The organism is Marinobacterium iners (assembly GCF_017310015.1).
GTDB lineage: Bacteria > Pseudomonadota > Gammaproteobacteria > Pseudomonadales > Balneatricaceae > Marinobacterium > Marinobacterium iners.
Window position 1 is genome coordinate 2,104,417 of record NZ_CP022297.1, and the last position, 23,912, is coordinate 2,128,328.

The window sequence follows — 23,912 nt, forward strand, 5'->3', positions numbered from 1 at the left end:
TTTTACCCAGGCATTTAAACCCGCTCAGTTACGCAACGGGCGACCTGTTTCCAGCAAGGCCTGCATACGCTGAACGGACTCGGGGTACTGCAGCAACGCCAGATTGCAGCGCCGCTCATGGTCAGCAAAGCGATCAAACCAGCCGGGCTCACTTGCCAGGTTCAACAGGTCAAGCAGATGCTGTTCAAGTACCGCTTGATAGCCCCCAACAGCAAGTGGTTTGGCTGGTACGCAGTGCTGCAGCGCCGACAGCGTTGGCTGCCTGTGTTCGGGCGCATCGCGCAACTGCCTGCACAGCGCCAGCGCATCCGACAACAAGCGATCACGGTTCATGCTGATGCCATCACTGTCGCGCAGAAAGCCCCATTGACGCGCCTGCAGCGCCGAAGCGGTGACAGAGGCCTCACGGATCAATGTAAATGTATGCTGGATTGCCTCTGAACCACCGAACCGCTCTGCACTGCGGGCCAACAATTCACGACATCCGCCCCATCCCGGAACAATGCCGACGCTGTTTTCCACCAGCCCCAGCTGTGACTCGGCATGCGCCTGCACGGCATGACAGTGAAACATCAATTCAAGCCCCCCGCCGAGCGCTTTGCCCGCCACGGCGGCAACAACCGGAACAGGTGCCTGGCGAATGGCCATGAACAGCTGCTGCCCGCGACGGATATAGCGATCAATGGCACCTTCCTGAGTTGTCATGGCGACAAACTCCTTAAGGTCAGCACCCGCAGCAAAAATGCCACTGGCACTGTACAGCACCAGCCCTTTATCAGCGGCAATGGCTTCGGCCAGGGCTGTTTCAATCTCATCCAGCAGCACGCTGCTGAGAGCATTCACCTTATGGCTGAACTCAAGACACCAGGTATCCTGGTCCAACTCCCGCAACACACTGCGTTCGAACGTATGAATGGCTGGGCGGGCCACAATGCTCTGCCAGTCAATGATCCCTGCATCTCGGGAGATCGGACGGTATTGACCCTGCCAGTCCAGCTGTTCGGCATTTTTGTAGCAAGGTTGCCCAGACGTATTACGGACAAACGTCGAAAGGGAGCGACCTTCATCCTGCACACGTGCAGCAAACGCACTGACACCGATTCGATCCAACAACTCAAACGGGCCGAATCGCCAGTTGTAGCCCAGTCGCATGGCGGCGTCGATCGCATCAATTGCATCGGCTACGTCCGGCACCAGCCGCGTGGCGTAGTCCAGCACCCGTGACAGCACTCGCCAGGCATAAAGCCCCCCCTGATCATCGCTGGCCAACAATTCACCGATCTGTCCTGGCTTCAACTGTGCAGACTCAAGCGTGACCGCCTGAGGAGGCCGGTGTTCCAGTGCGACCAGGTCAAGCACTTCACGCTGTTTGCGGCCATCAGAATCAGTGAACTGCCGATAGAACCCCTGCAGAACCCTGCCCTTGCGACCGTACCAACCCCTGGCCAGCATATGTTCAATCACAGGCGCAGCACCGGCGTATGTCTGGAACGGATCATCCTCTTCCAGCAGGCGTGCCAGACTCGCTGTCACTTCAGGCATGAGATCGATTCCGACCAGATCCCAAAGCCCGAAAATGCCGGTTTTCGGGAATCCGCACACCTGCATCACTGCATCGGCGTCCTCAACACTCAATCCCATCGCGATAGCTTCCTGCAACGCAACTTGCATCCAGTAGACACCCAATCGGTTGGCGATAAAACCCGGACGGTCATTACAGTGAATCACCGTTTTACCCATGCCATGATCGATGAATGATCTCACCCGTTCCGCTACCTCCGGGCGCGTATCCTCAGAGCTGACAAGCTCCAGCAGACGCATGTAGCGTGGCGGGTTGAAAAAATGGGTTACCACAAAGTGCTCACGCAGGCTTTGAGGCATCCCCTCCATCAGGGTTGCCAAGGGGATCGTGGAGGTGTTGGACGAAACAATCGCATCGGGTGCACGCACCGCTTCGATCCGTCGATACAGGTCCTGTTTGACATCAAGGCGCTCTACCACCACCTCAACAATCCAGTCAGCGTCTTTCAGCCTGTAGAGATCATCCTCCGTATTGCCGACCTGCACGCGTTCTGCGACCGTAGTGTCCATAAAGCCGCCGGCCGCACCGGCTTTGAGCATTCTTTCAACGGCACCTGCCGCAATTGCATTGCGCTCGGCGGCAGAGGCATTTGATGCGACATCTTTTGGCGGTATATCAAGCAACAGTACGTCAGCACCGGCATTAGCGGCCTGAGCGGCAATGCCGGCGCCCATGACACCGGCACCGATTACGGCCACCCTGCGGACAGGTTTTGATGTGTTCTGGTTACCCATTTTCACCCCTCCAGTCGCTCGATTATCAACGCAATACCCTGACCACCGCCGATGCACATGGTAATCAGCGCTCGGCGCTTACCCTGACGCTCAAGTTCATACAGCGCCTTGAGCGTAATGATGGAGCCAGTGGCTCCCACCGGGTGACCATGTGCAATCGCACCACCATTGACGTTCACACGTGACGGATCGAACTCAAGACTTTGCGCAACCGCCATTGCCTGCGCTGCAAATGCCTCGTTGGATTCGATCAGGTCAATGTCAGTGATGGAGAGCCCGGCCTGTTGCAGAGCCTTTTTGACTGCCGGAATCGGCCCCAGTCCCATCAAGTGAGGCTCCACTCCCGCAAAGGCATAACTGACAAAACGCGCCCTGGCCTTAAGCCCACGCTGCTCCGCTTCCTGAGCTGATGTCATAACCAGTGCAGCCGCGCCATCGTTAATGCCCGATGCGTTACCCGCCGTGACAATACCATCCTTTTTAAAGGCCGGACGCAGCTGCTGCAGACCAGCAAAGTCCACATCAGGGCGAACATGCTCATCAATGAAAAACGGCAGGGTTTCGCGGCCCTTTCGCACGGGTACCGGGACGATTTGATCGGTGAGGTAACCAGCGTCAATGGCCGCCGCAGCCTTGTGGTGGCTGTCACAGGCATATTGATCCAGCTGCTCTCGGGTAAACCCATACTGCTGCGCGATATTTTCTGCCGTGATCCCCATATGGCCACTGTCGAAGGGATCACTCAGAATGCCGACTGTCATATCCAGTGCAGGAGCATCCCCCATACGCTGCCCAAAGCGCATTTTCGGCAACAGATAGGCACCCTGGCTCATGCTTTCAGCCCCACCGGCCAGGGCAATACGACTGGCACCGGACTGGATCATTTGCGCCGCCGAAATCAGGGACTGAACGGACGAGCCACACAGGCGGTTGACGTTCAATGCAGCCGAGCTGTCCGGCAAACCACAGTTGCGCGCAATATGACGTGACAGGTAGGCATCCTGCGGGCTCGTTGTGATGATATGTCCAAACACGGCGTGATCGATCTCGCCGGCATCAACTCCGGCACGTTCAATGGCTGCGCGGCCTGCAAAAGTACCCAGTTCGGCCGGTGTATAGGCTGCAAGGCTGCCACCAAAGCCGCCTATTGCCGTTCGGGCTCCGGCAACGATCACTACATCCTGCAACATGAGAGTCTCGCTCATCATTAAATCCTCTTATTGTTCTGTCAGGCCACACGGCCAAGCATGTCGCGCGCAATCACTTCCTTCATGATTTCGGAAGTACCGGCATAAATGGTCTGGATGCGCGCATCCACGTAGAAGCGCGAAATGGGGTATTCCAGTGTGTAGCCATAACCGCCGAACAGTTGCAGGCAGCGATCGATGCTGCTGCACTGCATCTCGCTGAGCATCAGCTTCAGCGTTGCGGCATCGACAGGGCTCATCTGCCCTGCTCTGTATCGCTGCAGGCACTGGTTGAAATAGGCACGCCCCATTTCCAGCTCGGCACGCACCTGTGCCAGCGTGAAGCGTGAGTTCTGGAAATCAGCGATGCGCTGACCAAAGGCATGGCGTTCCTGCACGTATTCCAGCGTCAGCTGCATGGCCCCTTCGATGGCACCCAGCGCCTGGGCTGCAACACCCAAACGCTCACGTGGCAGTTCCTGCATCAGGTAGGCAAACCCCTTCCCGGCTTCTCCAAGCAGGGCCTCGTTGGGCACGATGAGATCATCAAAAAAGAGTTCCGCAGTATCGCTGGCGTGCTGCCCGATCTTGCGGATTGACTTGCCGCGTGAGAATCCCGGCAGGCGCGTATCAACCAGAAACAGCGATACACCCCGGGCACCGGCGGCGGGATCGGTCTTGGCACATACAATCACCATATCCGCCAGTTGCCCATTGGTGATGAACACCTTGGTGCCATTCAACTTCCAGCCCGACTCAACCTTTTCGGCCGTGGTGCGCATCGCAGCCAGATCACTGCCGGCCCCCGGCTCCGTCATCGCGATGGCTCCCAGTACCTCACCGCTGGCCATGCGCGGCAGCCAATGCTGTTGCTGTGCGTCAGAGCCAAGATGCAACAGATAGGGGATCACAATGTTGGTGTGGATGTTGTAACCGCTGGCCAGACCACCAAACCCCTGCCGTGAGATCTCTTCACAGATCATCAGGCAGATTTCAACACCGGCTCCCGAGCCGCCCAGTGCCTCGGGCAGATCAACACCCAGCAGGCCGGCCTCGCCCAACCGACACCAAAGGTCACGTGGAAGCTGGTGTGCCGCTTCCCATTCCTCGTAGTCAGGCGCCACTTCCTGATGCAGAATGCGTCTGACCATTTCCTGAAACAGAGCGCGATCCTCGTCCTCTGCCGTTTCATGATTCAGGTTGTGCATCTGTGTATTCATACTAAGCCCTTTATTGTTGTTTTTACCTTCGGGGCCACCGGCCGGTTGACCATTAAGGCCATTTAAAGCCTTTAAATAATGGCTTTGAATGACAGAACCGGTCGTTTTAATTGATCGAAATGGCCAATTTCTGATGCAGCTTTGCAGAATGCTTGGCATGACCTGAGCCGTTCTGCACAATGGCGAGATGTCAGCACATGAGCTTCCACGCCCTTCCCACAAGGCGCACATCGCCAACCATTTCATCAATGCTTGCCTCAGCGGTGCACTGCGGCGTGGCGCGTGTCGTGATACCTTGCTTCACGAGGCCAGTATTCCAGTGGACTGGGTCAATCGCCCTGAAATGCTGCTCACCGAGCAACAATTGAGTGATCTCATCCGTGCCGTTTGGCGCTTTACCCATTGCGAGTTCATGGGGCTATCGCCAAGTATTTGCAGAAGAGGTGTATTTGCACTGATGGCAGAATTGGCCTGCGGGGCCAAAACACTGGGCGGCATGTTGCGCCAGAGTGCCCGCTTTTATCGGGCGGTTACGGATGATCTCGATATTGGGCTTGATCCTGAAGACGATGCCTCGCTGGTGTTCTACAGCCTGCACCTGAAGCATGACGGAGAAGACCCGGATCACCTGCTGCAGGAGTTCATGCTGTTGATGTGGCAGCGTTTCGCGAGTTGGCTGGTCGGTCAGCAGATTCCCGTGGCAAGTACCAGTTTCGCCTACCCTACCCCTGGTCATGCCGCGTCATACCGCGCCATGTTTCTGGGTGAGTTGCTATACGAGCAGGAGCGCTGCGGGTTTTGCATGCACCCGCGTTTTCTACAACTGCCGATCGTCCGAAATGCAAGTGAGCTGGACTCTTTCCTGCAGGACTGCCCCGCGGTGATACTGCGTCGACCGGTGCGTGACAGCAGTTTGCAAACCCGCGTAAAGGTCCTGCTGCAGCGGCACGATCTGGACAGCATGCCCGATCTTGAGGATAGCAGCCGACATCTGCTGATAACCCCCCGAACCTTGCGTCGCCGTCTTCAAGATGAAGGTACATCGATCAGGATGATCAAGGAGTCCTTGCGACAGGACTTTGCCATGAAGCTGCTCAACAACGAGCACTTGAGTATTCAGGAAGTGGCCGAGCAAACCGGCTTTGCCGAGCCAGCCGCCTTTTGCCGCGCATTCAAGCGTTGGACCGGGCAATCACCCATGCGATGGCGCAGGACATGAGCAGTCCAGTAACAGCTACTGGGCTGCCAGAGGAAGACCGAATACGCGATCAAACCCCCAGTTGTAGATAAAGGTAAAAAACACGAAAAACAGCGTCAGGCCGGCATCAAGGAGGAACGCGTCAAACAGACTCAGCTGCAGCCACCAGGCAAACAGAGGCAGCGTTAACAGCAATAAACTGACTTCAAAACCAGCCGCATGACCGACACGGCGCACGAGGCTGCGACCCCGCGTGGTCTGACGGGCTTCCCAGCATTCGAACAGCAGGTTGTAGATGAAATTCCAGCTGACCGCGATCAACACGGTCAGTGCACCCAATACACCCGCGTGCGCCAGCCCTTCATCCGACAGCACATTGAAGGTAATACTCAGCAATACCAGCGCAAGTCCTTCATACAGTACAACGTACGTCAGCCTGCGTTTCAGCCCCTGCATGATCTGCCTCAAACCAAAAAGGCGCATTCTATCCCGCCCGTTTCGCAAGCTCCAGTGGATTGACTCCAGCGCCCGTGGCAGCTACGTTTGCTGCCTGTGCCACGGATCTGTCCTGGCCCGTTGTCATTGCCCTTGTTAATACAGGTTGCCCATGTCCACACCCATACGTCTTACCCAGTACAGTCACGGCGCCGGTTGTGGCTGCAAGATCTCCCCTGCCGTGCTCGACACCATTCTCTCAGGCAGCGGCAGCCAGACACTGGACCCCAACCTTTGGGTCGGCAACGCATCGCGCGATGATGCTGCCGTGTACGCCATTGATGATCACACCGGCATCGTCTCCACTACCGATTTTTTCATGCCGATCGTGGATGACCCGTTCGATTTTGGCCGCATCGCCGCCACCAACGCGATCAGCGATATCTATGCCATGGGCGGATCACCGCTGATGGCGATTGCGATTCTGGGCTGGCCGATCAATCTGATCCCCGCCGAAATCGCGGGTGACGTGATACGCGGCGCCCGCGCAGTCTGTGATCTGGCGGGTATTCCGCTGGCAGGTGGGCACTCGATTGATGCACCGGAGCCGATCTTCGGTCTGGCCGTTACCGGTCGCGTCGACAAGTCACAGCTCAAGCGCAACGACACGGCCAGAGCCGGTGATCAGCTTTACCTCACCAAGCCATTGGGGATCGGTATTCTCACCACCGCCGAAAAACAGGGCAAGCTGCGCACCGAGGATCAGGGGGTCGCCACCGAGCTGATGTGTACCCTCAACCGTGCCGGACAGCGTTTTGCAACGCTTGCAGGCGTCTCCGCCATGACCGATGTCACCGGCTTTGGCCTGCTTGGTCACCTGGTGGAAATGGCCGACGGCAGCAAGTTGACCGCCGAGCTGGACTACAGCGCGGTGCCCCGTATCGCATCGGTTGAGCACTACCTGTCACAGGGTTGTGTGCCAGGCGGAACCGGGCGCAACTTTGACAGCTATGGCCACCGCGTCAGCGCCCTTTCAGATGATCAGAAGCAGTTGCTGTGTGACCCGCAAACCAGTGGCGGCCTGCTGGTGGCTGTTTCACCCGATTCCAGCCATGAGTTCCTGGCCGCAGCGGACGAACTGGGGCTGTCGCTTGAGCCGATCGGTCAGCTGACTGATGCTCGTGAATACGCGGTTGAGCTAAACTGATGCGCCCCGACAGCCTGGATTATCGCGCGATTCTGCTCAGCGGCGTGGCGCTGATGGATACCCGCGCTCCGGTGGAGTTTACCAAGGGCGCCTTCCCCACCAGCGTTAACCTACCGCTGATGAGTGACGAAGAACGTCACAAGGTCGGTACCTGCTACAAGCGCCACGGTCAGGAGGCGGCCATTACGCTCGGGCACCGCCTGGTCAGCGGTGAGATCAAGGCTGAGCGGGTGCAAGCCTGGGTTGATTTTGCCACAGCGAACCCCGAGGGATACCTGTACTGCTTTCGCGGTGGTCTGCGTTCGCGTACCACTCAGCAATGGCTGAAAGAGGCCGGTATTGACTACCCGCTCATTAAGGGTGGCTACAAGGCATTGCGCGGCTTTCTGATCGATACGCTGGAACAGGCCGCACAGCAGTGCCACTTTGTCCGTCTGGGCGGCTTGACAGGCTGCGGCAAGACCGAGCTGTTACATCAGCTCGATCACGCAGTGGATCTTGAAGGTCACGCCAACCATCGCGGCTCCAGCTTTGGCCGTCATGCCAGCCCGCAGCCCACCCAAATCAACTTTGAAAACGCACTGGCGCTGGAGATTCTGCGCAAGCGCGATGCCGGTTTTGATACGCTGGTGGTGGAAGATGAAAACCGTGCCATCGGCAGCTGCGCCACACCACTGCCGCTGCATTTGCGTTTCAAGGCCGCCCCGCTGGTCTGGCTGGAGGAGCCCATCGAGCAGCGTATCGAGCGCATTCTGAAGGACTATGTGATCGACCTGTCAGCCGAGTTTATCCAGCAACAGGGCGAAACGGATGGATTCGAAACCTTTGCACAACGCCTGCGCAACAGCCTTGGCAACATCGTCAAGCGACTGGGCAGCGAGCGTCATCAGCGCTTGGCAGCGTTAATGGATCAGGCCCTTGAGGCACAGCGACACGGCGGCGAAACCGGTCTTCACCGTGACTGGATCAACGCTCTGTTGAACGAGTACTACGACCCGATGTACGCCTACCAAAGCGAGCGCAACGCGCAACCGGTTCTGTTCAAGGGCAACCGCTCAGAGGTGAAGGCTTTTCTGCAGTCGCTCACACCAGCTTCACGATAATGTCGTGCAGCACATTGGCGGCCGCGTGCAGGCGGCGCGAACCGTCCATCAGGTGGTGGTAGATCTCGCGCTTTTTCAGCATTTCGGTCGTCACCTCTCCCTGAAACAGCTCCGCCAGGCTGCGCCGGTATAGCCGCTCGATATGACGGTGTGCCCGGCGCGCATCATGGGCGCCCTGTACCGCTCCGGCCGGGTCAATACTGAGGGTGCGAAAGCCCTGTTCCAAGGCCTCACAACCCTGCATCAACTCCTCCACTATAGCCTGCATGTGGGAGTCCGGTGCGATACCGAAATCCAGCAACTCATTGATGGTGCTCTTGCAGTGAGTGATGATCCAGTCCAGTGATTCGATGGCCCGGTAGATATCCTCGCGGTCGATCGGGGTGGAGAACGCACGATTGAGATAGCGAATGTTGCGTACTTTCAGCGTATCGGCAGCATGTTCATCCTGACACAACAGCTCTTCCAACTCTGCCGAAGGCCCATGCATGTAACGATGCAGATTACTGATGGTTTCTGTCACCATCTCGCTCTGCTCGGCCAGCAGAGCGAAGAAGTCCGCTGGGCGAGGAATCATACGATCCAGCAGGCGTTGCAGTACGCCCTCTTTTTCCGTTTCAGCCATAGGTGGCTCCATTTCAATAGCGATTCAGGGCGCCAACCCAATCAGGCGCAGCAACAGATAGCACAACACCGCCAAAACGCCTGCGCCGGGAATGGTCACCAACCAGGTGACACCGATCTCCCGTGCCTTGGCCCAGCGTACGGCCCGAGGACGCTCCGCTTCGCCGATCCCCATAATGGATGACGACACAACATGGGTGGTCGATACCGGTGCCCCCACCAGCGAGGCCATGAACACCACCCCCGCCGATGTCAGCTGAGAATTGAGTGCGTGCAGGGGGCGAATCTTGTAGATCGAGAACGCCAGCGTGCGCACGATCTTCCAGCCGCCCAGCACCGTTCCCAGCGTAATGGCGCTGGCGCACAACAGGATCACCCAGAACGGCACCTCAAACTCATCCAGCTGACCACCCAGCAGCAGACAGAGGGTGAGAATCCCCATGCTTTTCTGCGCATCGTTGGCACCGTGTGAAAACGCCAGACCGGCCGTGGTCAGCCACTGGGCACCGCGCAGCTCGCGGTTAACCAGCGGGCTGGCCGAACGCAGCAGCACCAGCATCAGCCGCTGCAGCACAAAACCGAACCAGAACCCGATCAGCGGCGACAGCACCAGCGCCAGCAGCACCTTGGTCACACCCGTCATGCGACCTTGCGCCAGCTCTTGCACACCCCAGACCACCTGATCCGGCCCGGCCGACACCATCACCACACCACAGAGGCCACCGACCAGGGCATGGGACGAGGACGACGGCAGGCCGCGCCACCAGGTGATCAAGTTCCAAGCCGTGGCCGCAAACAGACCACACAGCACTACCGTCAGTGACAGCGTGGTTGGCAGGTCGTCCAGCGTCACGAAATTGCCGATGGTATTGGCTACCGCCGTACCGCCCAGCACCGGCCCAAGAAAGGTAAAGGTGCCCACCATCAGCACCGATTGCACCGGCGACATGGCACGCGATGCGATGACCGACGCCACCATGTTGGAGGCGTCATGAAACCCGTTGGTGAAGTCGAACAGCACCACCATGGCGCTGGCGAGCAGGATAAACAGCCAGACTGTATCCATACGTGATCAAAATCCTTGCGGAATGTTCTGCAAGCATAGCAAAGCCACAGAGGATGCAGGCATTTAATAGGTGCGCAGGCGCGTTAGTTGCTGCTGAGTGCCAGCTTCAGGCCATAGCCGATGAATCCGGCCCCAACACCGGTCTTGGCAATTGCGCCAATGCCCCGGCGCGCCTGAAAACGCCCTTTCAGGAACACCATGCCCAGAATCAGGCTCGCCAGATAGGTCTGGCTGATGATCTGCACCATCACACCCAGCAGGGTGAAGGTCAGCAAGGGGGTGTGGTAGTTCGGGTCAACGAACTGGATGAAAAACGACATAAAGAACAGGATCGCCTTGGGGTTCAGCAGACTGATGGTCAACGCCACTTTAAAAGGGCTGCGGCCACTGCCGGATGGAATATCGGCCAGCACCTGCTGATCCCGGTCACGCTTGAGCGCCGAGCGCAGCAAACCCAGCCCCAGCCAGACCAGATACAGGGCACCGGCATACTTGAGCAGATTGAACAGCCAGGGGGTTGTCTGCACCAGCGAGGCCACCCCGGCCACCGACAGCGTCATCAGCACCAGATCGCCGCAGAACACACCTGCTGCACCCTTGAAACCGGCCCCTACTCCGTTGCGGGCAGCGGTGGTCATCACATACATGGAGTTGGGCCCCGGCAGCAGCACGATCACGATTGTACCGATGATAAAGGTCGCAAGGTCTGTAATACCGAACATGTCAGGGGCTCCACATGCAGAAAAGTGCATATTACGCCTAACCCACCAGCCTGCCTACTGCTCGCGTGGCTCTGCGGTAACACCGAGATCCGAATTGAATCCTGCGGCTAATTTAATTAACATATTAAGTTAATCAAGGAGATCCCCATGAGCATCAAACTGTCTGTTGTCGACCAGTCACCGGTACACGGTTCACACCCGAAAATTGACGCCCCGCGCCTCACCATCGAGCTGGCCCAGCTGTGCGACTCGCTGGGATACCACCGCTACTGGGTGGCCGAACACCACGACAGCATTCACTTTGCCAACCCCTGCCCCGAGATTCTGGTGGCCACCATTGCCAGCCTGACCCAGAATATCCGCGTGGGCAGCGGTGGCGTCATGCTGTCGCACTACAGCCCGCTGAAAGTGGCTGAGAGCTTCAGCATGATGGCGACTCTCAACAACGGTCGCATCGACCTGGGCATTGGCCGCGCCCCCGGCGGCACCGGCCTAACCTCGCAGGCGCTGGCCTACCCGCACCAGCCTCACCACGGCGACCTGTATGCACAACAGGCCCAGATGCTGGCAGGCTTCGTCAACGCCAACCTGCCCGCCGAACACCGCTTCAGCCGCATCAACGTACTGCCCGACAGCATCAAGCCCGAACTCTGGATGCTGGGCTCCAGCGGCGGCAGTGCAGGTCTGGCCGGCCACTTGGGCTACAACATCGCCTTGGCCCGCTTCATCGATCCGGACAACTGCCACCCCTCTATCTTCGATAGCTACAGCGAAGAGTGGAACAAGGCGGGTCATGAAGGCACACCCAACAAAATGCTCGCCATCGCCTGCATCTGTGCCGACACCGAAGAAGAAGCCAAACTGCGCGCCGGTACCGCCGTGTACCGCAAACTGGCGGCACAGATGGGGCAGCGCGAAGACTTCCTGACCCCGTCACAGGTACAGGACCGCTACCGCGAACTGCCCGCTTCATATCAGGCCGAATACGACCACATCTTGAACGGCTACACCGTCGGCACCCCCGACCAGTGCTGGCAGGAGATGGAACAGCTTGCCAGCCAGTTCGGCTGCGACGAGATCGGCACTGTATGCGTCACCTACAGCCACCATGACCGCATGGACAGCTACCGACTGCTGGCCAAGCACCTGTAACACCGATGGGGCTGTGAACCGGCACACAATCGGCCGAATCGCAGCCCCGCATCACGCCTCATCCGCTGCCGCGTAAATCCAGCACTGTGTTCCAGACTTGAGTCGTGCCGCCACCCGCACGTAATCGTCAACCTCGTAATCATCCGCCTGTGCCAGCTCCGCATCCGTCAGCTCGAATACCGTGCCCTGCACTTCATCCGCAACATTCCCCGTGTGGCGCAGAATGGGATGAAACGCCTTGCCACTCTCACGCAGCACCCGCTCATCCGTGATTTCGACCTCACCAATGACATAGCCCTGCAAGGTATCGGGCTGACCGCTCAGCTCGCGGCCAAAGTTGGCGACCTGAACCGATGGCTGTTGCAGGGTGCCGTAGGAGAACAGTGATGGCATGTTGTGACTCCGATAGTGCTATTGAGTTGTTTGAATGCTTGAATGCGCATCACCCTGCGCATAGACTGAATCAGTGTACCGGATAGCCAATTGGGAGGCCCAATGACCGAACTTTATAATACTGCCGCGCCCAAGAAGGCAACCAACCTGTCGATCAACAGCGACTTGCTGCGCAAAACACGCGAGCTGAATATAAACCTGTCGGCCACCCTGGAACAGGCACTCAGGGAAGAGCTATCAAAACGCAAAGCCACGCAATGGGTCGAGGAAAATCGCACCGCGATTCAACGCTACAATGACTTTGTCGAGCAACATGGATGCTTCGGTGACGAATTCAGGGAGTTTTACTGTTAATCCCGCAAATCTCTTCTATGCCCGAGAAACAACTGAAAAACCCGGTCGGCACCCTCGCGCATTTCAGAGACCAGATTATCGCGGCATTGGATCTGGCCGTTACAGGGATTTGAGCACAGGGCTAATAGAAGCAAGCAAAAGGGGCTCCCCCCTTTCACCTCAAGTTCAACCGCACGTAACAATCTAGTACAGATGGCCGCTCAACCCGGCAGCTTCTCGAACGTTGGCACCTCTTCTGACGCCTCTTCCCAGTGGGCCTTGCTGGACGAAAAGATGTGGGCCGTTGGCACTATGGACACCTCAGTGTCCAAAGACCCTGCCGGTACGATAAGCACACCGGCCATCTGAGTATTGGGCAAGGCCGAGCCACAGAATTTGCAAAAACACCTGCTGTGACGAGTACCCGGCAGCGTAAATAAGGTCACGGCATCGGCACCCGATAGCCAACTCAGCTTAGCCGATTGTGAAAACAGATTGGCCGCATGAGCCGACCCCGTATCTTTCTTGCAGTGCTGACAATGACAGAGGTAAAAACTGTCAAACGCCCCTTCTACCTTGAAGCGCACAGTGCCACACAAACAGGAACCAAGATGTTCGGTCATGACCGTCTCCTTAGGTTAATCAATTCCGCCGGGTTGCCCCCCTTACTCTATGAACAGTTACTGGCTGCTAGCATAGCATCAGTAATACGATGAGATTGCGAACCGGCACACAACCAGCCGGTTCGCGGCCCCTTATCATGCTTCATCCACTGCCGCATAAATCCAGCACTGCGCCTCGATAATCTCAAGTTTGGATTGAAAATAACGAATCAAATCCTCGCAAAACCAATAGCAGGGCGTTCTAAAATTAGTCGACATTTTTTGATCCAAGAGTGTTATTTCTTATAGCTGAACACGTCCTTAAAGGCAGATATAATTCGATCTGAATTCTCTGGGAAAATTACTTTCCCTTCATCCATATCGAAGAACTTTTCAAGAACAGCAATATATGCGTGGCCAACTGCTTCTGTAATGCCAACCGCAGTGGCGGCAGAAATGGCACCGCCGACCAATGTACCAGCTCCTGGAATGAACTTCAGGGCATTGGAAACCACTGTTTTTCCCACTTGTGCAAGTGCGGTAACACCCATGATGCCAGTCAAAACAGATGTCATTCTTGATTTATCCGCGTCCAGCTCAAATTCTGTATTAATCTTATAAATCATAGTGCTCTGTATTGCAGCGATGATTGGTGCATCTGATCCAGGGATAGGCGAAGCACCTGCGGTGCCCGCTGCAGCAGAAGCAAAATGAACAACAGTTGCGGCATCTGATTTCATTGCCTCAAGACGTTTTCGCATTTTTATACGCTGAGCTTTGATGAAAGCATTTTTTGCTGACTTTTTTCCTTCTGGAAATCGTTCCTCAGTAACCTCAGTCAAAGTATCCAATCCTTTGACCTCTACAACATAGTTTTCATCAATTTCATATGGCACCGAGTTAACGGAAACATAAGCACCACCTATAAAGTCTTTATATTCTTTATCAATTATGCGCTGCGCTTCTTTAACAAATTCTTTTTCAGCGTTACCTGTAACTCGGGTAAAAACAACGACTGCCGGAATTTTTTGATCTGCCAACAAGCGGATCAACGTGATGTCACGATCTTCAACACGATCACTGCTCGCTTTAATACAAACCTGAATCAGTGACTTCACCCGCTGTTGCAGCACCCAGCACTGAAGACGACCTCGCTCTTTAACACAGCTCGATCTTATCTAACGTGTACCGGGTTAATCTACGCCACTGCAGCATCGATCATGCTTCTCACCGCAGTATTTCGTCTCGATTCTGTCTGCAGGCCAAGGCATACCCTGCCATGCATGGCGCTCGGGCGTGTGGCTATTTTGAATGGCTGTAAATCCGACAGTCCGGATCAGGCCAGCCCGTAGACGCGACTGAATGCCCCGAAACCGGGACAATGTCGTCCGAAGCGCAGGTGGAGACGACGACCGCTGCTGACTAAGCGACAGGCCATATACATCAGTTCCTGAATCACGGTTTTCAGCCGCCGACGCTTGGCCGGATGACGCACCGGTGCATCCGGCCCCAATAGCGCGTTCTGTCCCATCCAACGCAGTATGTTGTAGCCCAGTACGGCAAAGGCTATGACCAGGTCGTTGGTATCGAACTTCCCTGACGGCAAACGTTCGAGATCCAGATCAGTCTTGAACTCACTGTGGAACTGTTCGCTGGTGGCGTGATCCTGGTAGAGCGCAATGACCTTGGCGTTATCTGCTGCGTCCGATGTGAGTGAAGTCGTCCAGCCCTCCAGGCTGACCTCCGGCTCCAAAAACAGCTGTCCTGAACTGTCACTCTGGCGCACCGTCACCTTGACGATCAGGCGGTCGTCCGTGCCATCCAGCGGTTCGCTTACCAGCGTTTCCATTTTGCCCGGTCGGGTATGGCACCAAAGTGCGCCGGCCGCATGAGCCTTGTCGACCCAGGCCAGTCCATCTTGTGAGCGGGGGTTCCACTTAATCAGGTAGTCTGCCCCGTGCGCACGGAAGTACCCCCGGTTCTCGGCGGCATCATGGGCGCTGTCAAGACGTACCAGTAGCGGTGCATCGGTCAGCTCTCGGACTCGAGGCAGCACCCGGTCGAGGGTGTGAATAAACTCTTTATTGGCATGTTGGTTACCCGGTCGCAGCTCACAGCCCAGACACCAGCCCTCCGTGCCCAGGTAGGCCGCGATGGGGGCATAACCGTCATGCCCCTTGTAGGTATAGGCCACGCCCTCTTTTTTACTGTTGCTGTTGTCCATGGGAAACACGTCCATATCCAGTGGCACGTGCCCGGTGGTGAGTGTGCCGATAGGCACCGAAGCGTTACACAGAAACTCGACGCTGGCCTCATCCAATAACGGGATCAGTGCGCGGGCATCTTCATCAAAGCGCTGACGCAGCCGGGCCGATGAAGGTGATTGCTTGATGCCCATGGCCGCTTTGAAGAAGGGATCATGGCGTGCGTGCTCGACCGCTTCGAAGTCGCTCTTGCCAAGGCAAATCAACCCCAGGTAGGTACGGATGAGGTCGATGTTGGCGATGCCATGGCGCTTGACGATGGAGCGCGAGGTCTTAGCCAGAGAGGTCATCCTGTTCACGCTGTGCCCAACCAGCGCCAGACCACCGTGGGGTGTGATAATCTCGGTTTTTGACTGTTCAAGCTTGAAGGTACGCATAGTCAGATATCACTGCCTGGGTGAATCGAGAATGGCGTCCATATTACCGCCGCAGGCCGCGTGGTTACAGTGTTGTAGAGGTGTGAGTGGGGTTGTAAGTCACGGAATCAGGACAAACCCAACCAATGTGAGGAATTTCACTGAAATCCTCAGCCTTATCAATGGCTTGCTTGAATTCATTTTCTAGAGAATTCATAGTGCGTTGGTAGTCTTTAGCTTCAATCCCCTTAGTATCCCAAAGACAAATTCCTTTTTCGGGGATAGTAACTTTTTCAAGGTGCTGAGTAACAGGCTTTCCTGCCCCAGCTTTAACGACTTCCTCCCCAAAAATAGCGTTGATTAAGGTGCTTTTTCCTACACCACTGGCCCCACAAATAATGATATTGCATTTATCTTTTTCTTTTAATGCTTTAGCTTTAGCCTTGTCGTGATAATATTCATTATTTTCCTCGTTGTAGCTATCACCAAGGAAATCAATATAATCGCTCATTGCTTTCTTCTCCGTATCACTTCAGTTAATGGTGAGAATTATTGCTTATGACTTATGGGTGGCTCTCTAGTTGTCTCCGCTAACTGTATGAAAATAAAAATTACAAGGCCACACCGCAACCGGTGACAGTCACCCACAACACGAGACATAACACGAGAAAGGAAACAATGAACCGATAAAATATTGAAGCTGCAAACCATCCCGGTCATCGACCCATCCTCTTTTCCCTGTCGTTGTGGCTGCCGACTTCCCGCTGGCAGAGTTCAAATATGCCTCATTTGTTGCCTGTTGCCAACAGCTCGGGCAACTGGTTCAGCGCGGCCAAACGCTTGCGATCCCAGGGGTGAGCGTAGCTGATGCGCAGGCAGTGTTTGAACAGGCCGGATACCGAGAACAGCGGGCCCGGGGTGATGACGATGCCCTGCTTCAGCGCGCGGGGGTAGCAGGCCAGCGTATCGAATGTATTGGGCAGTTCTACCCAGACGGCCAGGCCACCAGTGGGCCTGCTGACGCGCAGGTCGATTGGCCAGGCGTTGAGGGCGGCGATCAGTTGGTCGCGGCGCTGGTGCAGGGCGTTCCGCTGGCGGCGCAGGTGGGTGGCAAGGCCGCCATCGGCCATGTAGTCGGCTACGCCCTGTTGCAGGGTGCGGCTGCTGGCCAGTTGGGTGACCAGTTTCAGGTGCAGGATACGGGCGTGCCAGCGGCCACCGGCGATCCACCCCAGACGCAGGTCACGCGACAGGGACTTTGAGAACGAGCTGCACAGAATCACGCGGTCATCACCGTCCAGCGCCTTTAGCGGGTCGGGCGGGCTGCCCAGCGCGGTGTCGGCATAGATGTCATCTTCGATGATAGCCAGATCATGGCGTTCGGCCAGCGCCAGCAGGTGCTGCCGGGCTGCAGTGGGCATCAGTGCGCCACTCGGGGTGGCAAACGCGGGCGAGACGATGCAGGCCTTGACCGGCCAACGCTGCAGTACCGCGTCCATTGCGTCCATATCCATGCCGGTGTCTGCACCCGCAGGGACTTCCACCACCTGCAGTTGCAGCTGTTCCAGCAGTTGCAGCACACCGTAAAACCCGGGGGACTCGACGGCCACCACATCACCAGGCTTACAGCAGGCCATCAACGCCAGAAACAGGGCATGCTGACAGCCCGAGGTAATGCAAAGCTGATCCGCTGCGGCGGCCCAGCCGCGACGGGCATAGTGCAGCGCCAACTGCTCGCGCAGGCTGATCGACCCGGCGGGCTCATCATAATACTGGTAATCGTCACCGCGCTGACGCCGCAATGCCCGTCCGATGCTGCGGTTCAGCGCCACGATGCCGGCCGGCAGCTCGCCCGCATTCAGGTCAGGCAGCAGGTCAAAGGCGGCACTGCGCTGCATGATATCCAGCAGCAGATCACTCACGCTCACGGGCCGTGGCGGCTGAATGACTCGGGCATGACCGGGCGCGCCCTGTTGCTCGCCGGGCGGCGCTGGCCTCAGGGTGACAAAGTAGCCGGCCTTGGGACGCGCTTCCAGCCAGCCCTGGGCCTCCAGTCGCTGCAGCGCATGCTGCACCGTGGCCTTCGACAGGCGGTGCTCACGGCACAGGGTACGGATCGACGGCAGGCGTTCACCCAGCCGCCAGCGCTGCTCCTGAATGCCCTGCAGCAGCCAGTGTTCCAGCTGCCGATAGCGATAATCCGATGTCATGCCGTTTGTACCCATCTGTACCGATTTATTTTTATTTTTTTATACCTGAACCTGTTGCGAGTACAAGCGTAATCTTGCCCGGTCAACAATTCAGGGGACCGCCCAGCATGGAAAAGATACCTGTCGTTCAAGACTACACCCCGCCCTACGCCCGCGATGGCAAATTTCATGTGCGGCTGACCGAGGGCCGCTTTCAGACCCTGCGCCGACTGAGCAGCTGGCCGATGATCGCGCTGTTTTTCGGGCTGGTGTGGGTGCAGGTGGATGGACAGCCCTGGCTGCTGTTTTCGTTTGCGCAGCGACAGATCATACTGTTCGGCCATGCCCTGTCCTGGCATGACCTGCCACTATTGGCCGGACTGATGATTGCCGGAGCCTGCCTGCTGTTTTTCATGGCGGTAGCCTGGGGACGGGTGTGGTGCGGGTTTGCCTGTCCGCAAAGCATCTGGACCTGGCTGTTCATTCGTATCGAGGATTTCACCGAGGGCCGGGCCAGTGAGCGTGCCCGCGCCGAAGGCAAACCGCTCGGCGGCACACGCCTGCTGCGCCGTATCGCCAAACACCTGCTCTGGATCGGGCTGTCGCTGCTGACGGCGCTCACCTTTACCGGTTATTTCATCCCGATGCGTGAGCTGGTCAGCGATGCGGTGCAGCTGCAACTGACGGCGGGTATCACCGGCTGGCTGATCATCATGGCCGGCCTGACCTACGCCAATGCGGGGTTGGTGCGTGAAAAAATCTGCCTGCATGCCTGCCCCTACTCTCGTTTTCAGGGGGTGATGTTCGACCGCGCCACGCGTACCGTCAGCTATGACACGCGCCGTGGCGAACCCCGCGCCAGCCTGCGCAACGCCGATCTGAACAGCGGCGATTGCGTAGACTGCGGCCTGTGCGTACAGGTGTGCCCGACCGGGATTGATATTCGTGATGGCCTGCAGGCCGCGTGTATCGACTGCGCTGCCTGCATTGATGCCTGTGATACGGTGATGACCAAACTGAACCGGCCCACAGGGCTGATCCGTTTCGCCTCCGAGGCGCAGCTGGAGGGCGAACGCTCGCCTCTGATACGCGCGCGTCTGGCAGGCTATGGCGCGGTCATGCTGGTCGCCTTTGGTGCCGTGCTGTACGGCTTCACCGGCACCACCAGTCTGCTGGTGGAGATCCGTCGTGACCGTGGCGCACTGTTTACCCAGCAGGACGAGAACACCGTCTGCAACCACTACCGGGTCAAGGTGGAAGGCTTTACCCGTCAGCCGGAACAGGTCAGGGTTGCGGTGCAGGGGCCGGGCGCATTTGAGTTGTTCGGGCCCGAATTGATCGATCTGACCGACAACAACGCCAGCTGGCTCTCGTATCGGGTGTGTGCCGAAGACTTCGATCTGCCCCGCGCCAATCTGGACTTCCACTTCACCGGCCAGACCGGATCAGCCCGCAAGCAGACCACGTTTTTAACGCGGGGGATTTGAGGCGGCGTCGATAATACTCCAGTAAAACGCCAGCTCCCGCTCCAGCACCTGTGCCTGGTTTTCGGGCTGGCGAAAGCCGTGTGCTTCGTCGGGGAAGTAATGGGTTTCAACGCGAATGCCGTTTTCGCTCAGGCTCTGTGCCATCCGGCGCGTTTGCTCCGGCAGCACGACCTTGTCCTGTTCGCCCTGAAAGAAGATCACCGGGGCGCTGACGCGGTGGGCCTGCATCAGCGGCGAGCGTGACGTGTAGCGTTCAGGCTCGGTTGCGGGGTCTCCGATCAGCCAGTGCAGATAACGGGATTCAAACTTGTGCGTGAGCCGGTTCAGTCGCGCCGGGTCACTGACGCCGTAGAGGCTGGCCCCGCCGCTGAAGCGGGTGGAACGGCACAGTGTACTCAGGGTGGTATAGCCACCGGCACTGTTGCCACGAATGAAGATGGCATCGGGCTGTGCCCGTCCCTGTTCGATCAGGCGGCAGGCAATGGCGTCCACGTCTTCCACATCGGTGATGCCCCACTGCCCTGCCAGTTGCAGGCGGTAGTCTCGTCCATACCCGGTGCTGCCGCGGTAGTTCACATCCGCGATCATGAAGCCGCGCTGTGTCCAGTACTGGATGGCAGGCTTGAGCACCGGGGCCGTGCTGGCCGTTGGCCCACCGTGGGTCCAAATCACCAGCGGCAGCGACTGGTCGTGCGGCACATTGGCTGGTCGATACAGAAAGTACGGTACGGAATCGACCCATTCACACACCGGCAGACTGGGTGCATAGGTCGGAGTATGCCCTCCGGCCAGGACTGTACATTGGTCAGGATCGTCGGCATCCAGCTCGGTATCGATCTTCACAATAGCCGGCTCGCGATCGACAAACTCGGCAACACACCCGATCCATGTCTCCGCAACACAGAGTGCGTGCAGGCGTGTGGGCATCAGGCTCAGCTCCAGCGGCTGCCAGCCCTGCGCGACCTTCGAGCCCTGCATAAAACGCCACAGGCGGGTATAGCCATCGCATTGACCCAGCGCGACAAGCTCACCCGATGCGGTCCAGCCGTAGGTACTCAGACCAAACTGCCAGGGCGCGGTGGTAAATTCAGTGCGCTCCGGCACTGTGCTGCCGGCGGTGTGCAGCGGCTGAAACCCGGACGAGGTCAGCGCTTCAATGCGCCACCAGTTGTCACGATCAACCACGGCATGCAGTTGCCCTTCGGGTGAAAAGCGCGGCTGCAGCCAGGCGGCGTCTTGCGTGTCGGATACCTGACAGGCCTGAGCAATCTGCCCGGCCCCGTTCAGATCCGCCAGCATCAGGCGGGTACAGCGCCAAGGCTGTTGCGGGTGATCCCACTCAACCCACGCCAGCCGATCGCCTGTTGGGCTCAAGGCCGGTGAGCTGTAAAAGTCGTCGCCTGCTGCCAGTGTTTCCACGCCGCCGGCCTCCAACTCGACCGTGACCAGTCGGTTGATTGGCTCCGGCGCCGTTTCAGTGTGCTGTTCGCTGATCGCCAGCAGACGCTGATGGCGGGCGTCGTACTGCAGATCGGCAAAACGTGTATCGGGCATCGTCGTCAGAGGATAGGCCGGGGAAGCCGCGTCCAGCGGCTGGCACCAGATCTGCTGGTCGCTGTCGTTGACGAAGCAGAACCGCCCATCCGCCAGACACCAGGCGCCGCCGCCGTACTCATGTACGCGGCTGCGCGCGCTCAGATGATCGGGCAGCAGGCTGACCGCCTCGCCCTCCTCAAACCGGCACAGCCGATTGCGCCCTGTGGCGGCATCAAAGCTCACCCCGTACAGCTGCCCCTGATGAAACCTCAAGGCGGCGTAGTCATGGATCGACTGCACCGCCTCCTGTGCACTGATCACCTCTTCACCCACGCGCAAACACCCGTGAGTTGCGTTCGTTGCGGAAGGTGATCGGCGTGTACTCGCCGCTCTGTTCGGCAGCGGCACGGGCATCCAAAATTTTCTGATGATGCGGTGACTTGCTGCACACCGGGTCCGCCGCGTTCATGTCACCGGCCAGCATATAGGCCTGACAGCGACAGCCGCCCAGATCGTGTTCCTTTTCGTCACAGGAGCGACAGGGCTCCTGCATCCAGTCGTCGCCCCGGAAGTGGTTGAAGCCGAACGACTCGTGCCAGATATGCTGCAGGGTATTGTCCTTCACATTGGGGAATTCGATCGGCAGCATGCGGGCACTGTGGCATGGCAAGGCGGTGCCATCCGGCGTCACGGTGAGGAAGATTTCGCCCCAGCCGTTCATGCACTTCTTCGGCCGCTCTTCGTAGTAATCAGGCGTGACGAAGATCAGTTTGATCGGGTTACCTTCGGCCGCGAGTTTTTCACGGTATTCGTTGGTGATGCGCTCGGCCCGCTCCAGCTGCGCTTTTGTAGGCAGCAGCGCCCCCTTGTTTTCGTAGGCCCAGCCGTAGTACTGGCAGGTGGCCAGTTCGACAAAGTCCGCTTCCAGTTCCACACACAGCTCGATGATGCGGTCGATCCGGTCGATGTTGTGCTTATGGGTGACGAAGTTGAGCACCATGGGATAGCCCTGGGCTTTGACTTCGCGCGCCATCTTCAGTTTCTGCTCAAACGCCTTGCTGGAGCCGGCCAGCATGTTGTTGACCGTTTCGTCCGAGGCCTGGAAGCTGATCTGGATATGGTCCAGCCCCGCTTCACGGAAAGCCGCGATACGGTCCGCGTTGAGGCCGATGCCGGAGGTGATCAAGTTGGTGTAGTAGCCCAGCGAACGTGCCTCGGCGATCAGCTGTTCCAGATCCCGACGTACCAGCGGCTCGCCACCGGAGAAGCCCAACTGCGCCGCGCCCATCTTGCGGGCCTGACGGAACACCTCGATCCACTGATCGGTGCTCAGTTCTTCGCCGTGCTCGGCGAAGTCCAGCGGGTTGCTGCAGTAGGGACACTGCAGCGGGCATTTGTAAGTCAGTTCCGCCAGCAGCCAGAGCGGTTGGCTCTGGTGCTGGGGTGTCTGCTGTTGTGTGGACCCGTGTTCAGACTTGAGCTCAGACATAGCCGATCCAGTTCTGCTCATGGGCAATCGCCAGGAACTCCAGTACATCCGGCCCCAGTTCACCGGCGTCGGGGAAGCGGGTTTCCAGGGCCTGAATGATGGCCGCACAGTCCTGCTCGCCATTCACTTCACTGAGGATGGCGCCGGCGCTGTCATTCAGTTTGATCATCCCTTCGGGATACAGCAGTACATGGCAGTTCTGCGCCTCTTCCCACTGGAAGCGGAACATGGCGTTCAGCTTCGGGATTTGGTCCAGCGCCGGTTTAGTCATTGAACAGTCCTCGGTGGTATACCTTTTCCGGCGTCACGGTATGGAACGGCGGACGCTCCAGTTCGTACGCCATGGTCATGGCATCGAGCATACTCCAAAGCACATCCAGCTTGAACTGCAGGACCTCCAGCATCCGCTCCTGCTGCGCGCGGGTGGTGTAGTGATCCAGGGTGATCTGCAGGCCGTGTTCCACATCGCGGCGTGCTTCGGTGAGGCGGTTGCGGAAGTACTGGTAGCCCTCGGCCTTGATCCACGGGTAGTGCGTGGGCCAGGTATCCAGACGGGACTGGTGGATATGCGGGGCAAACAGCTCGGTCAGCGAGGAGCTGGCCGCTTCCTGCCAAGTGGCGCGGCGGGCGAAGTTGACGTAGGCATCCACCGCAAAGCGTACGCCCGGCAGGACATGCTCGTGGGACAGGATCTCTTCGCGTGTGAGGCCCACGGCTTCACCCAGCTGCAGCCAGGCTTCGATGCCGCCGACGGCACCGTCGTACCCGTCATGGTCCATGATCCGCTGCAGCCACTGGCGGCGTACGTCGCGGTGCGGGCAGTTGGCCAGAATGGCGGCATCCTTGAGCGGGATGTTGACCTGATAGTAGAAGCGGTTGGCGACCCAGCCGCGGATCTGTTCCGGGGTGGAGTGACCGGCATACATGGCCACATGGTAGGGGTGGTGAATGTGGTAGAGATCGCCTTTGGCGCGCAGGGCCTGTTCGAATTCGCTGCGGCTCATCGGTTCACAGTTGCTCATGTCGGATCTCC

Annotated in this window: 24 protein-coding genes; 7 read left to right on the forward strand and 17 right to left on the reverse strand. The window is 58.0% G+C overall.

What is annotated here, in order from left to right:
- Window positions 1-24 precede the first annotated feature (24 nt).
- The 3 genes from CFI10_RS10095 to CFI10_RS10105 are packed head-to-tail and all read right to left on the reverse strand — an operon-like array spanning window position 25 to window position 4,723.
- Entirely contained in the window at window positions 25-2,316 is a 2,292-nt protein-coding gene (locus tag CFI10_RS10095; protein ID WP_206834315.1) for a 3-hydroxyacyl-CoA dehydrogenase/enoyl-CoA hydratase family protein, read from the reverse strand.
- 2 nt (window positions 2,317-2,318) lie between these two features.
- Window positions 2,319-3,521 carry a beta-ketothiolase BktB gene (bktB, locus tag CFI10_RS10100; protein ID WP_277987717.1) on the reverse strand — a complete coding sequence of 401 codons (1,203 nt, stop codon included), beginning with the start codon at window positions 3,519-3,521 and terminating at the stop codon, window positions 2,319-2,321.
- Between the two features lie 23 nt (window positions 3,522-3,544).
- On the reverse strand, window positions 3,545-4,723 hold the full coding sequence (locus CFI10_RS10105; RefSeq protein ID WP_242529953.1) for an acyl-CoA dehydrogenase family protein: 1,179 nt from the start codon (window positions 4,721-4,723) through the stop codon (window positions 3,545-3,547).
- A gap of 187 nt (window positions 4,724-4,910) precedes the next feature.
- Here CFI10_RS10105 and CFI10_RS10110 point away from each other — a divergent pair, with 187 nt between their 5' ends.
- A complete protein-coding gene (locus CFI10_RS10110; RefSeq protein ID WP_206834317.1) occupies window positions 4,911-5,942 on the forward strand; it encodes an AraC family transcriptional regulator in 1,032 nt (343 codons plus the stop codon).
- A 15-nt stretch (window positions 5,943-5,957) separates the two neighbouring features.
- Here CFI10_RS10110 and CFI10_RS10115 read toward each other — a convergent pair whose 3' ends face one another.
- A complete protein-coding gene (locus CFI10_RS10115) occupies window positions 5,958-6,404 on the reverse strand; it encodes a PACE efflux transporter (protein ID WP_242529954.1) in 447 nt (148 codons plus the stop codon).
- 124 nt (window positions 6,405-6,528) lie between these two features.
- On the opposite strand from CFI10_RS10115, the gene selD reads away from it, so the two are divergent.
- Window positions 6,529-7,563, forward strand: a complete 1,035-nt coding sequence (selD, locus tag CFI10_RS10120) for a selenide, water dikinase SelD (protein ID WP_206834318.1) — start codon at window positions 6,529-6,531, stop codon at window positions 7,561-7,563.
- Window positions 7,563-8,666, forward strand: a complete 1,104-nt coding sequence (mnmH, locus tag CFI10_RS10125; RefSeq protein WP_206834319.1) for a tRNA 2-selenouridine(34) synthase MnmH — start codon at window positions 7,563-7,565, stop codon at window positions 8,664-8,666. Before selD ends, mnmH begins: the two co-directional genes overlap by 1 nt.
- On the opposite strand, the gene CFI10_RS10130 is transcribed toward mnmH, so the two are convergent.
- From CFI10_RS10130 to leuE, 3 genes are all read right to left on the reverse strand, one after another.
- The gene (locus CFI10_RS10130) at window positions 8,647-9,291 is read right to left on the reverse strand and encodes a DUF47 domain-containing protein (RefSeq protein WP_206834320.1); all 645 of its coding nucleotides are present in this window, start codon (window positions 9,289-9,291) and stop codon (window positions 8,647-8,649) included. The genes mnmH and CFI10_RS10130 overlap by 20 nt on opposite strands.
- 24 nt (window positions 9,292-9,315) lie before the next feature.
- A complete protein-coding gene (locus CFI10_RS10135) occupies window positions 9,316-10,356 on the reverse strand; it encodes an inorganic phosphate transporter (RefSeq protein WP_206834321.1) in 1,041 nt (346 codons plus the stop codon).
- Between the two features lie 83 nt (window positions 10,357-10,439).
- Window positions 10,440-11,078, reverse strand: coding sequence for a leucine efflux protein LeuE (gene leuE / locus CFI10_RS10140; RefSeq protein WP_091828094.1), 639 nt, complete (start codon window positions 11,076-11,078; stop codon window positions 10,440-10,442).
- A 147-nt stretch (window positions 11,079-11,225) separates the two neighbouring features.
- Between leuE and CFI10_RS10145 the strand changes: the two genes are divergently transcribed.
- On the forward strand, window positions 11,226-12,230 hold the full coding sequence (locus CFI10_RS10145) for an MsnO8 family LLM class oxidoreductase (protein WP_206834322.1): 1,005 nt from the start codon (window positions 11,226-11,228) through the stop codon (window positions 12,228-12,230).
- Between the two features lie 51 nt (window positions 12,231-12,281).
- On the opposite strand, the gene CFI10_RS10150 is transcribed toward CFI10_RS10145, so the two are convergent.
- Complete coding sequence (locus CFI10_RS10150; RefSeq protein ID WP_206834323.1) at window positions 12,282-12,623, reverse strand: gamma-glutamylcyclotransferase family protein; 342 nt, start codon at window positions 12,621-12,623, stop codon at window positions 12,282-12,284.
- A gap of 102 nt (window positions 12,624-12,725) precedes the next feature.
- On the opposite strand from CFI10_RS10150, the gene CFI10_RS10155 reads away from it, so the two are divergent.
- On the forward strand, window positions 12,726-12,977 hold the full coding sequence (locus CFI10_RS10155) for a type II toxin-antitoxin system CcdA family antitoxin (RefSeq protein WP_206834324.1): 252 nt from the start codon (window positions 12,726-12,728) through the stop codon (window positions 12,975-12,977).
- 17 nt (window positions 12,978-12,994) lie between these two features.
- A complete protein-coding gene (locus CFI10_RS10160) occupies window positions 12,995-13,090 on the forward strand; it encodes a hypothetical protein (protein ID WP_206834325.1) in 96 nt (31 codons plus the stop codon).
- Between the two features lie 87 nt (window positions 13,091-13,177).
- On the opposite strand, the gene CFI10_RS10165 is transcribed toward CFI10_RS10160, so the two are convergent.
- The 5 genes from CFI10_RS10165 to CFI10_RS10185 all read right to left on the reverse strand — a co-directional run bounded on the left by CFI10_RS10165 (window position 13,178) and on the right by CFI10_RS10185 (window position 18,388).
- Window positions 13,178-13,579 carry a GFA family protein gene (locus CFI10_RS10165; RefSeq protein ID WP_206834327.1) on the reverse strand — a complete coding sequence of 134 codons (402 nt, stop codon included), beginning with the start codon at window positions 13,577-13,579 and terminating at the stop codon, window positions 13,178-13,180.
- Window positions 13,580-13,854: 275 nt separating this feature from the next.
- A complete protein-coding gene (locus CFI10_RS10170) occupies window positions 13,855-14,676 on the reverse strand; it encodes a YcjF family protein (RefSeq protein WP_206834328.1) in 822 nt (273 codons plus the stop codon).
- 218 nt (window positions 14,677-14,894) lie between these two features.
- Entirely contained in the window at window positions 14,895-16,199 is a 1,305-nt protein-coding gene (locus CFI10_RS10175) for an IS1380 family transposase (RefSeq protein WP_206834329.1), read from the reverse strand.
- A 64-nt stretch (window positions 16,200-16,263) separates the two neighbouring features.
- Entirely contained in the window at window positions 16,264-16,689 is a 426-nt protein-coding gene (locus CFI10_RS10180; RefSeq protein ID WP_206834330.1) for a GTPase, read from the reverse strand.
- A 274-nt stretch (window positions 16,690-16,963) separates the two neighbouring features.
- Window positions 16,964-18,388 carry an aminotransferase-like domain-containing protein gene (locus CFI10_RS10185; protein WP_206834331.1) on the reverse strand — a complete coding sequence of 475 codons (1,425 nt, stop codon included), beginning with the start codon at window positions 18,386-18,388 and terminating at the stop codon, window positions 16,964-16,966.
- A gap of 107 nt (window positions 18,389-18,495) precedes the next feature.
- Between CFI10_RS10185 and ccoG the strand changes: the two genes are divergently transcribed.
- Window positions 18,496-19,854, forward strand: a complete 1,359-nt coding sequence (gene ccoG, locus CFI10_RS10190) for a cytochrome c oxidase accessory protein CcoG (protein WP_206834332.1) — start codon at window positions 18,496-18,498, stop codon at window positions 19,852-19,854.
- Here ccoG and CFI10_RS10195 read toward each other — a convergent pair.
- Genes CFI10_RS10195 through pqqC form a run of 4 tightly spaced genes read right to left on the reverse strand, consistent with a single transcriptional unit; the run spans window position 19,837 to window position 23,901 of the window.
- Window positions 19,837-21,723, reverse strand: a complete 1,887-nt coding sequence (locus tag CFI10_RS10195) for a S9 family peptidase (protein ID WP_206834333.1) — start codon at window positions 21,721-21,723, stop codon at window positions 19,837-19,839. The genes ccoG and CFI10_RS10195 overlap by 18 nt on opposite strands.
- Window positions 21,716-22,879 carry a pyrroloquinoline quinone biosynthesis protein PqqE gene (pqqE, locus tag CFI10_RS10200; protein WP_206834335.1) on the reverse strand — a complete coding sequence of 388 codons (1,164 nt, stop codon included), beginning with the start codon at window positions 22,877-22,879 and terminating at the stop codon, window positions 21,716-21,718. The genes CFI10_RS10195 and pqqE overlap by 8 nt, the downstream gene beginning before the upstream one ends.
- Window positions 22,872-23,150, reverse strand: a complete 279-nt coding sequence (gene pqqD, locus CFI10_RS10205; RefSeq protein WP_091827333.1) for a pyrroloquinoline quinone biosynthesis peptide chaperone PqqD — start codon at window positions 23,148-23,150, stop codon at window positions 22,872-22,874. Before pqqD ends, pqqE begins: the two co-directional genes overlap by 8 nt.
- Window positions 23,143-23,901 (reverse strand): pyrroloquinoline-quinone synthase PqqC, encoded by a 759-nt coding sequence (gene pqqC / locus CFI10_RS10210; protein WP_206834336.1) that lies wholly within the window; start codon window positions 23,899-23,901, stop codon window positions 23,143-23,145. The genes pqqD and pqqC overlap by 8 nt, the downstream gene beginning before the upstream one ends.
- Between the last annotated feature and the right edge of the window lie 11 nt (window positions 23,902-23,912).

Bases quoted from the DNA above. Each gene is read 5' to 3' on its own strand.
- CFI10_RS10095 (WP_206834315.1), bottom strand. From the start codon at position 2,316: ATGGGTAACCAGAACACATCAAAACCTGTCCGCAGGGTGGCCGTAATC.
- bktB (WP_277987717.1), bottom strand. From the start codon at position 3,521: ATGAGCGAGACTCTCATGTTGCAGGATGTAGTGATCGTTGCCGGAGCC.
- CFI10_RS10105 (WP_242529953.1), bottom strand. From the start codon at position 4,723: ATGAATACACAGATGCACAACCTGAATCATGAAACGGCAGAGGACGAG.
- CFI10_RS10110 (WP_206834317.1), top strand. From the start codon at position 4,911: ATGTCAGCACATGAGCTTCCACGCCCTTCCCACAAGGCGCACATCGCC.
- CFI10_RS10115 (WP_242529954.1), bottom strand. From the start codon at position 6,404: ATGCGCCTTTTTGGTTTGAGGCAGATCATGCAGGGGCTGAAACGCAGG.
- selD (WP_206834318.1), top strand. From the start codon at position 6,529: ATGTCCACACCCATACGTCTTACCCAGTACAGTCACGGCGCCGGTTGT.
- mnmH (WP_206834319.1), top strand. From the start codon at position 7,563: ATGCGCCCCGACAGCCTGGATTATCGCGCGATTCTGCTCAGCGGCGTG.
- CFI10_RS10130 (WP_206834320.1), bottom strand. From the start codon at position 9,291: ATGGCTGAAACGGAAAAAGAGGGCGTACTGCAACGCCTGCTGGATCGT.
- CFI10_RS10135 (WP_206834321.1), bottom strand. From the start codon at position 10,356: ATGGATACAGTCTGGCTGTTTATCCTGCTCGCCAGCGCCATGGTGGTG.
- leuE (WP_091828094.1), bottom strand. From the start codon at position 11,078: ATGTTCGGTATTACAGACCTTGCGACCTTTATCATCGGTACAATCGTG.
- CFI10_RS10145 (WP_206834322.1), top strand. From the start codon at position 11,226: ATGAGCATCAAACTGTCTGTTGTCGACCAGTCACCGGTACACGGTTCA.
- CFI10_RS10150 (WP_206834323.1), bottom strand. From the start codon at position 12,623: ATGCCATCACTGTTCTCCTACGGCACCCTGCAACAGCCATCGGTTCAG.
- CFI10_RS10155 (WP_206834324.1), top strand. From the start codon at position 12,726: ATGACCGAACTTTATAATACTGCCGCGCCCAAGAAGGCAACCAACCTG.
- CFI10_RS10160 (WP_206834325.1), top strand. From the start codon at position 12,995: ATGCCCGAGAAACAACTGAAAAACCCGGTCGGCACCCTCGCGCATTTC.
- CFI10_RS10165 (WP_206834327.1), bottom strand. From the start codon at position 13,579: ATGACCGAACATCTTGGTTCCTGTTTGTGTGGCACTGTGCGCTTCAAG.
- CFI10_RS10175 (WP_206834329.1), bottom strand. From the start codon at position 16,199: ATGCGTACCTTCAAGCTTGAACAGTCAAAAACCGAGATTATCACACCC.
- CFI10_RS10180 (WP_206834330.1), bottom strand. From the start codon at position 16,689: ATGAGCGATTATATTGATTTCCTTGGTGATAGCTACAACGAGGAAAAT.
- CFI10_RS10185 (WP_206834331.1), bottom strand. From the start codon at position 18,388: ATGACATCGGATTATCGCTATCGGCAGCTGGAACACTGGCTGCTGCAG.
- ccoG (WP_206834332.1), top strand. From the start codon at position 18,496: ATGGAAAAGATACCTGTCGTTCAAGACTACACCCCGCCCTACGCCCGC.
- pqqE (WP_206834335.1), bottom strand. From the start codon at position 22,879: ATGTCTGAGCTCAAGTCTGAACACGGGTCCACACAACAGCAGACACCC.
- pqqD (WP_091827333.1), bottom strand. From the start codon at position 23,150: ATGACTAAACCGGCGCTGGACCAAATCCCGAAGCTGAACGCCATGTTC.
- pqqC (WP_206834336.1), bottom strand. From the start codon at position 23,901: ATGAGCAACTGTGAACCGATGAGCCGCAGCGAATTCGAACAGGCCCTG.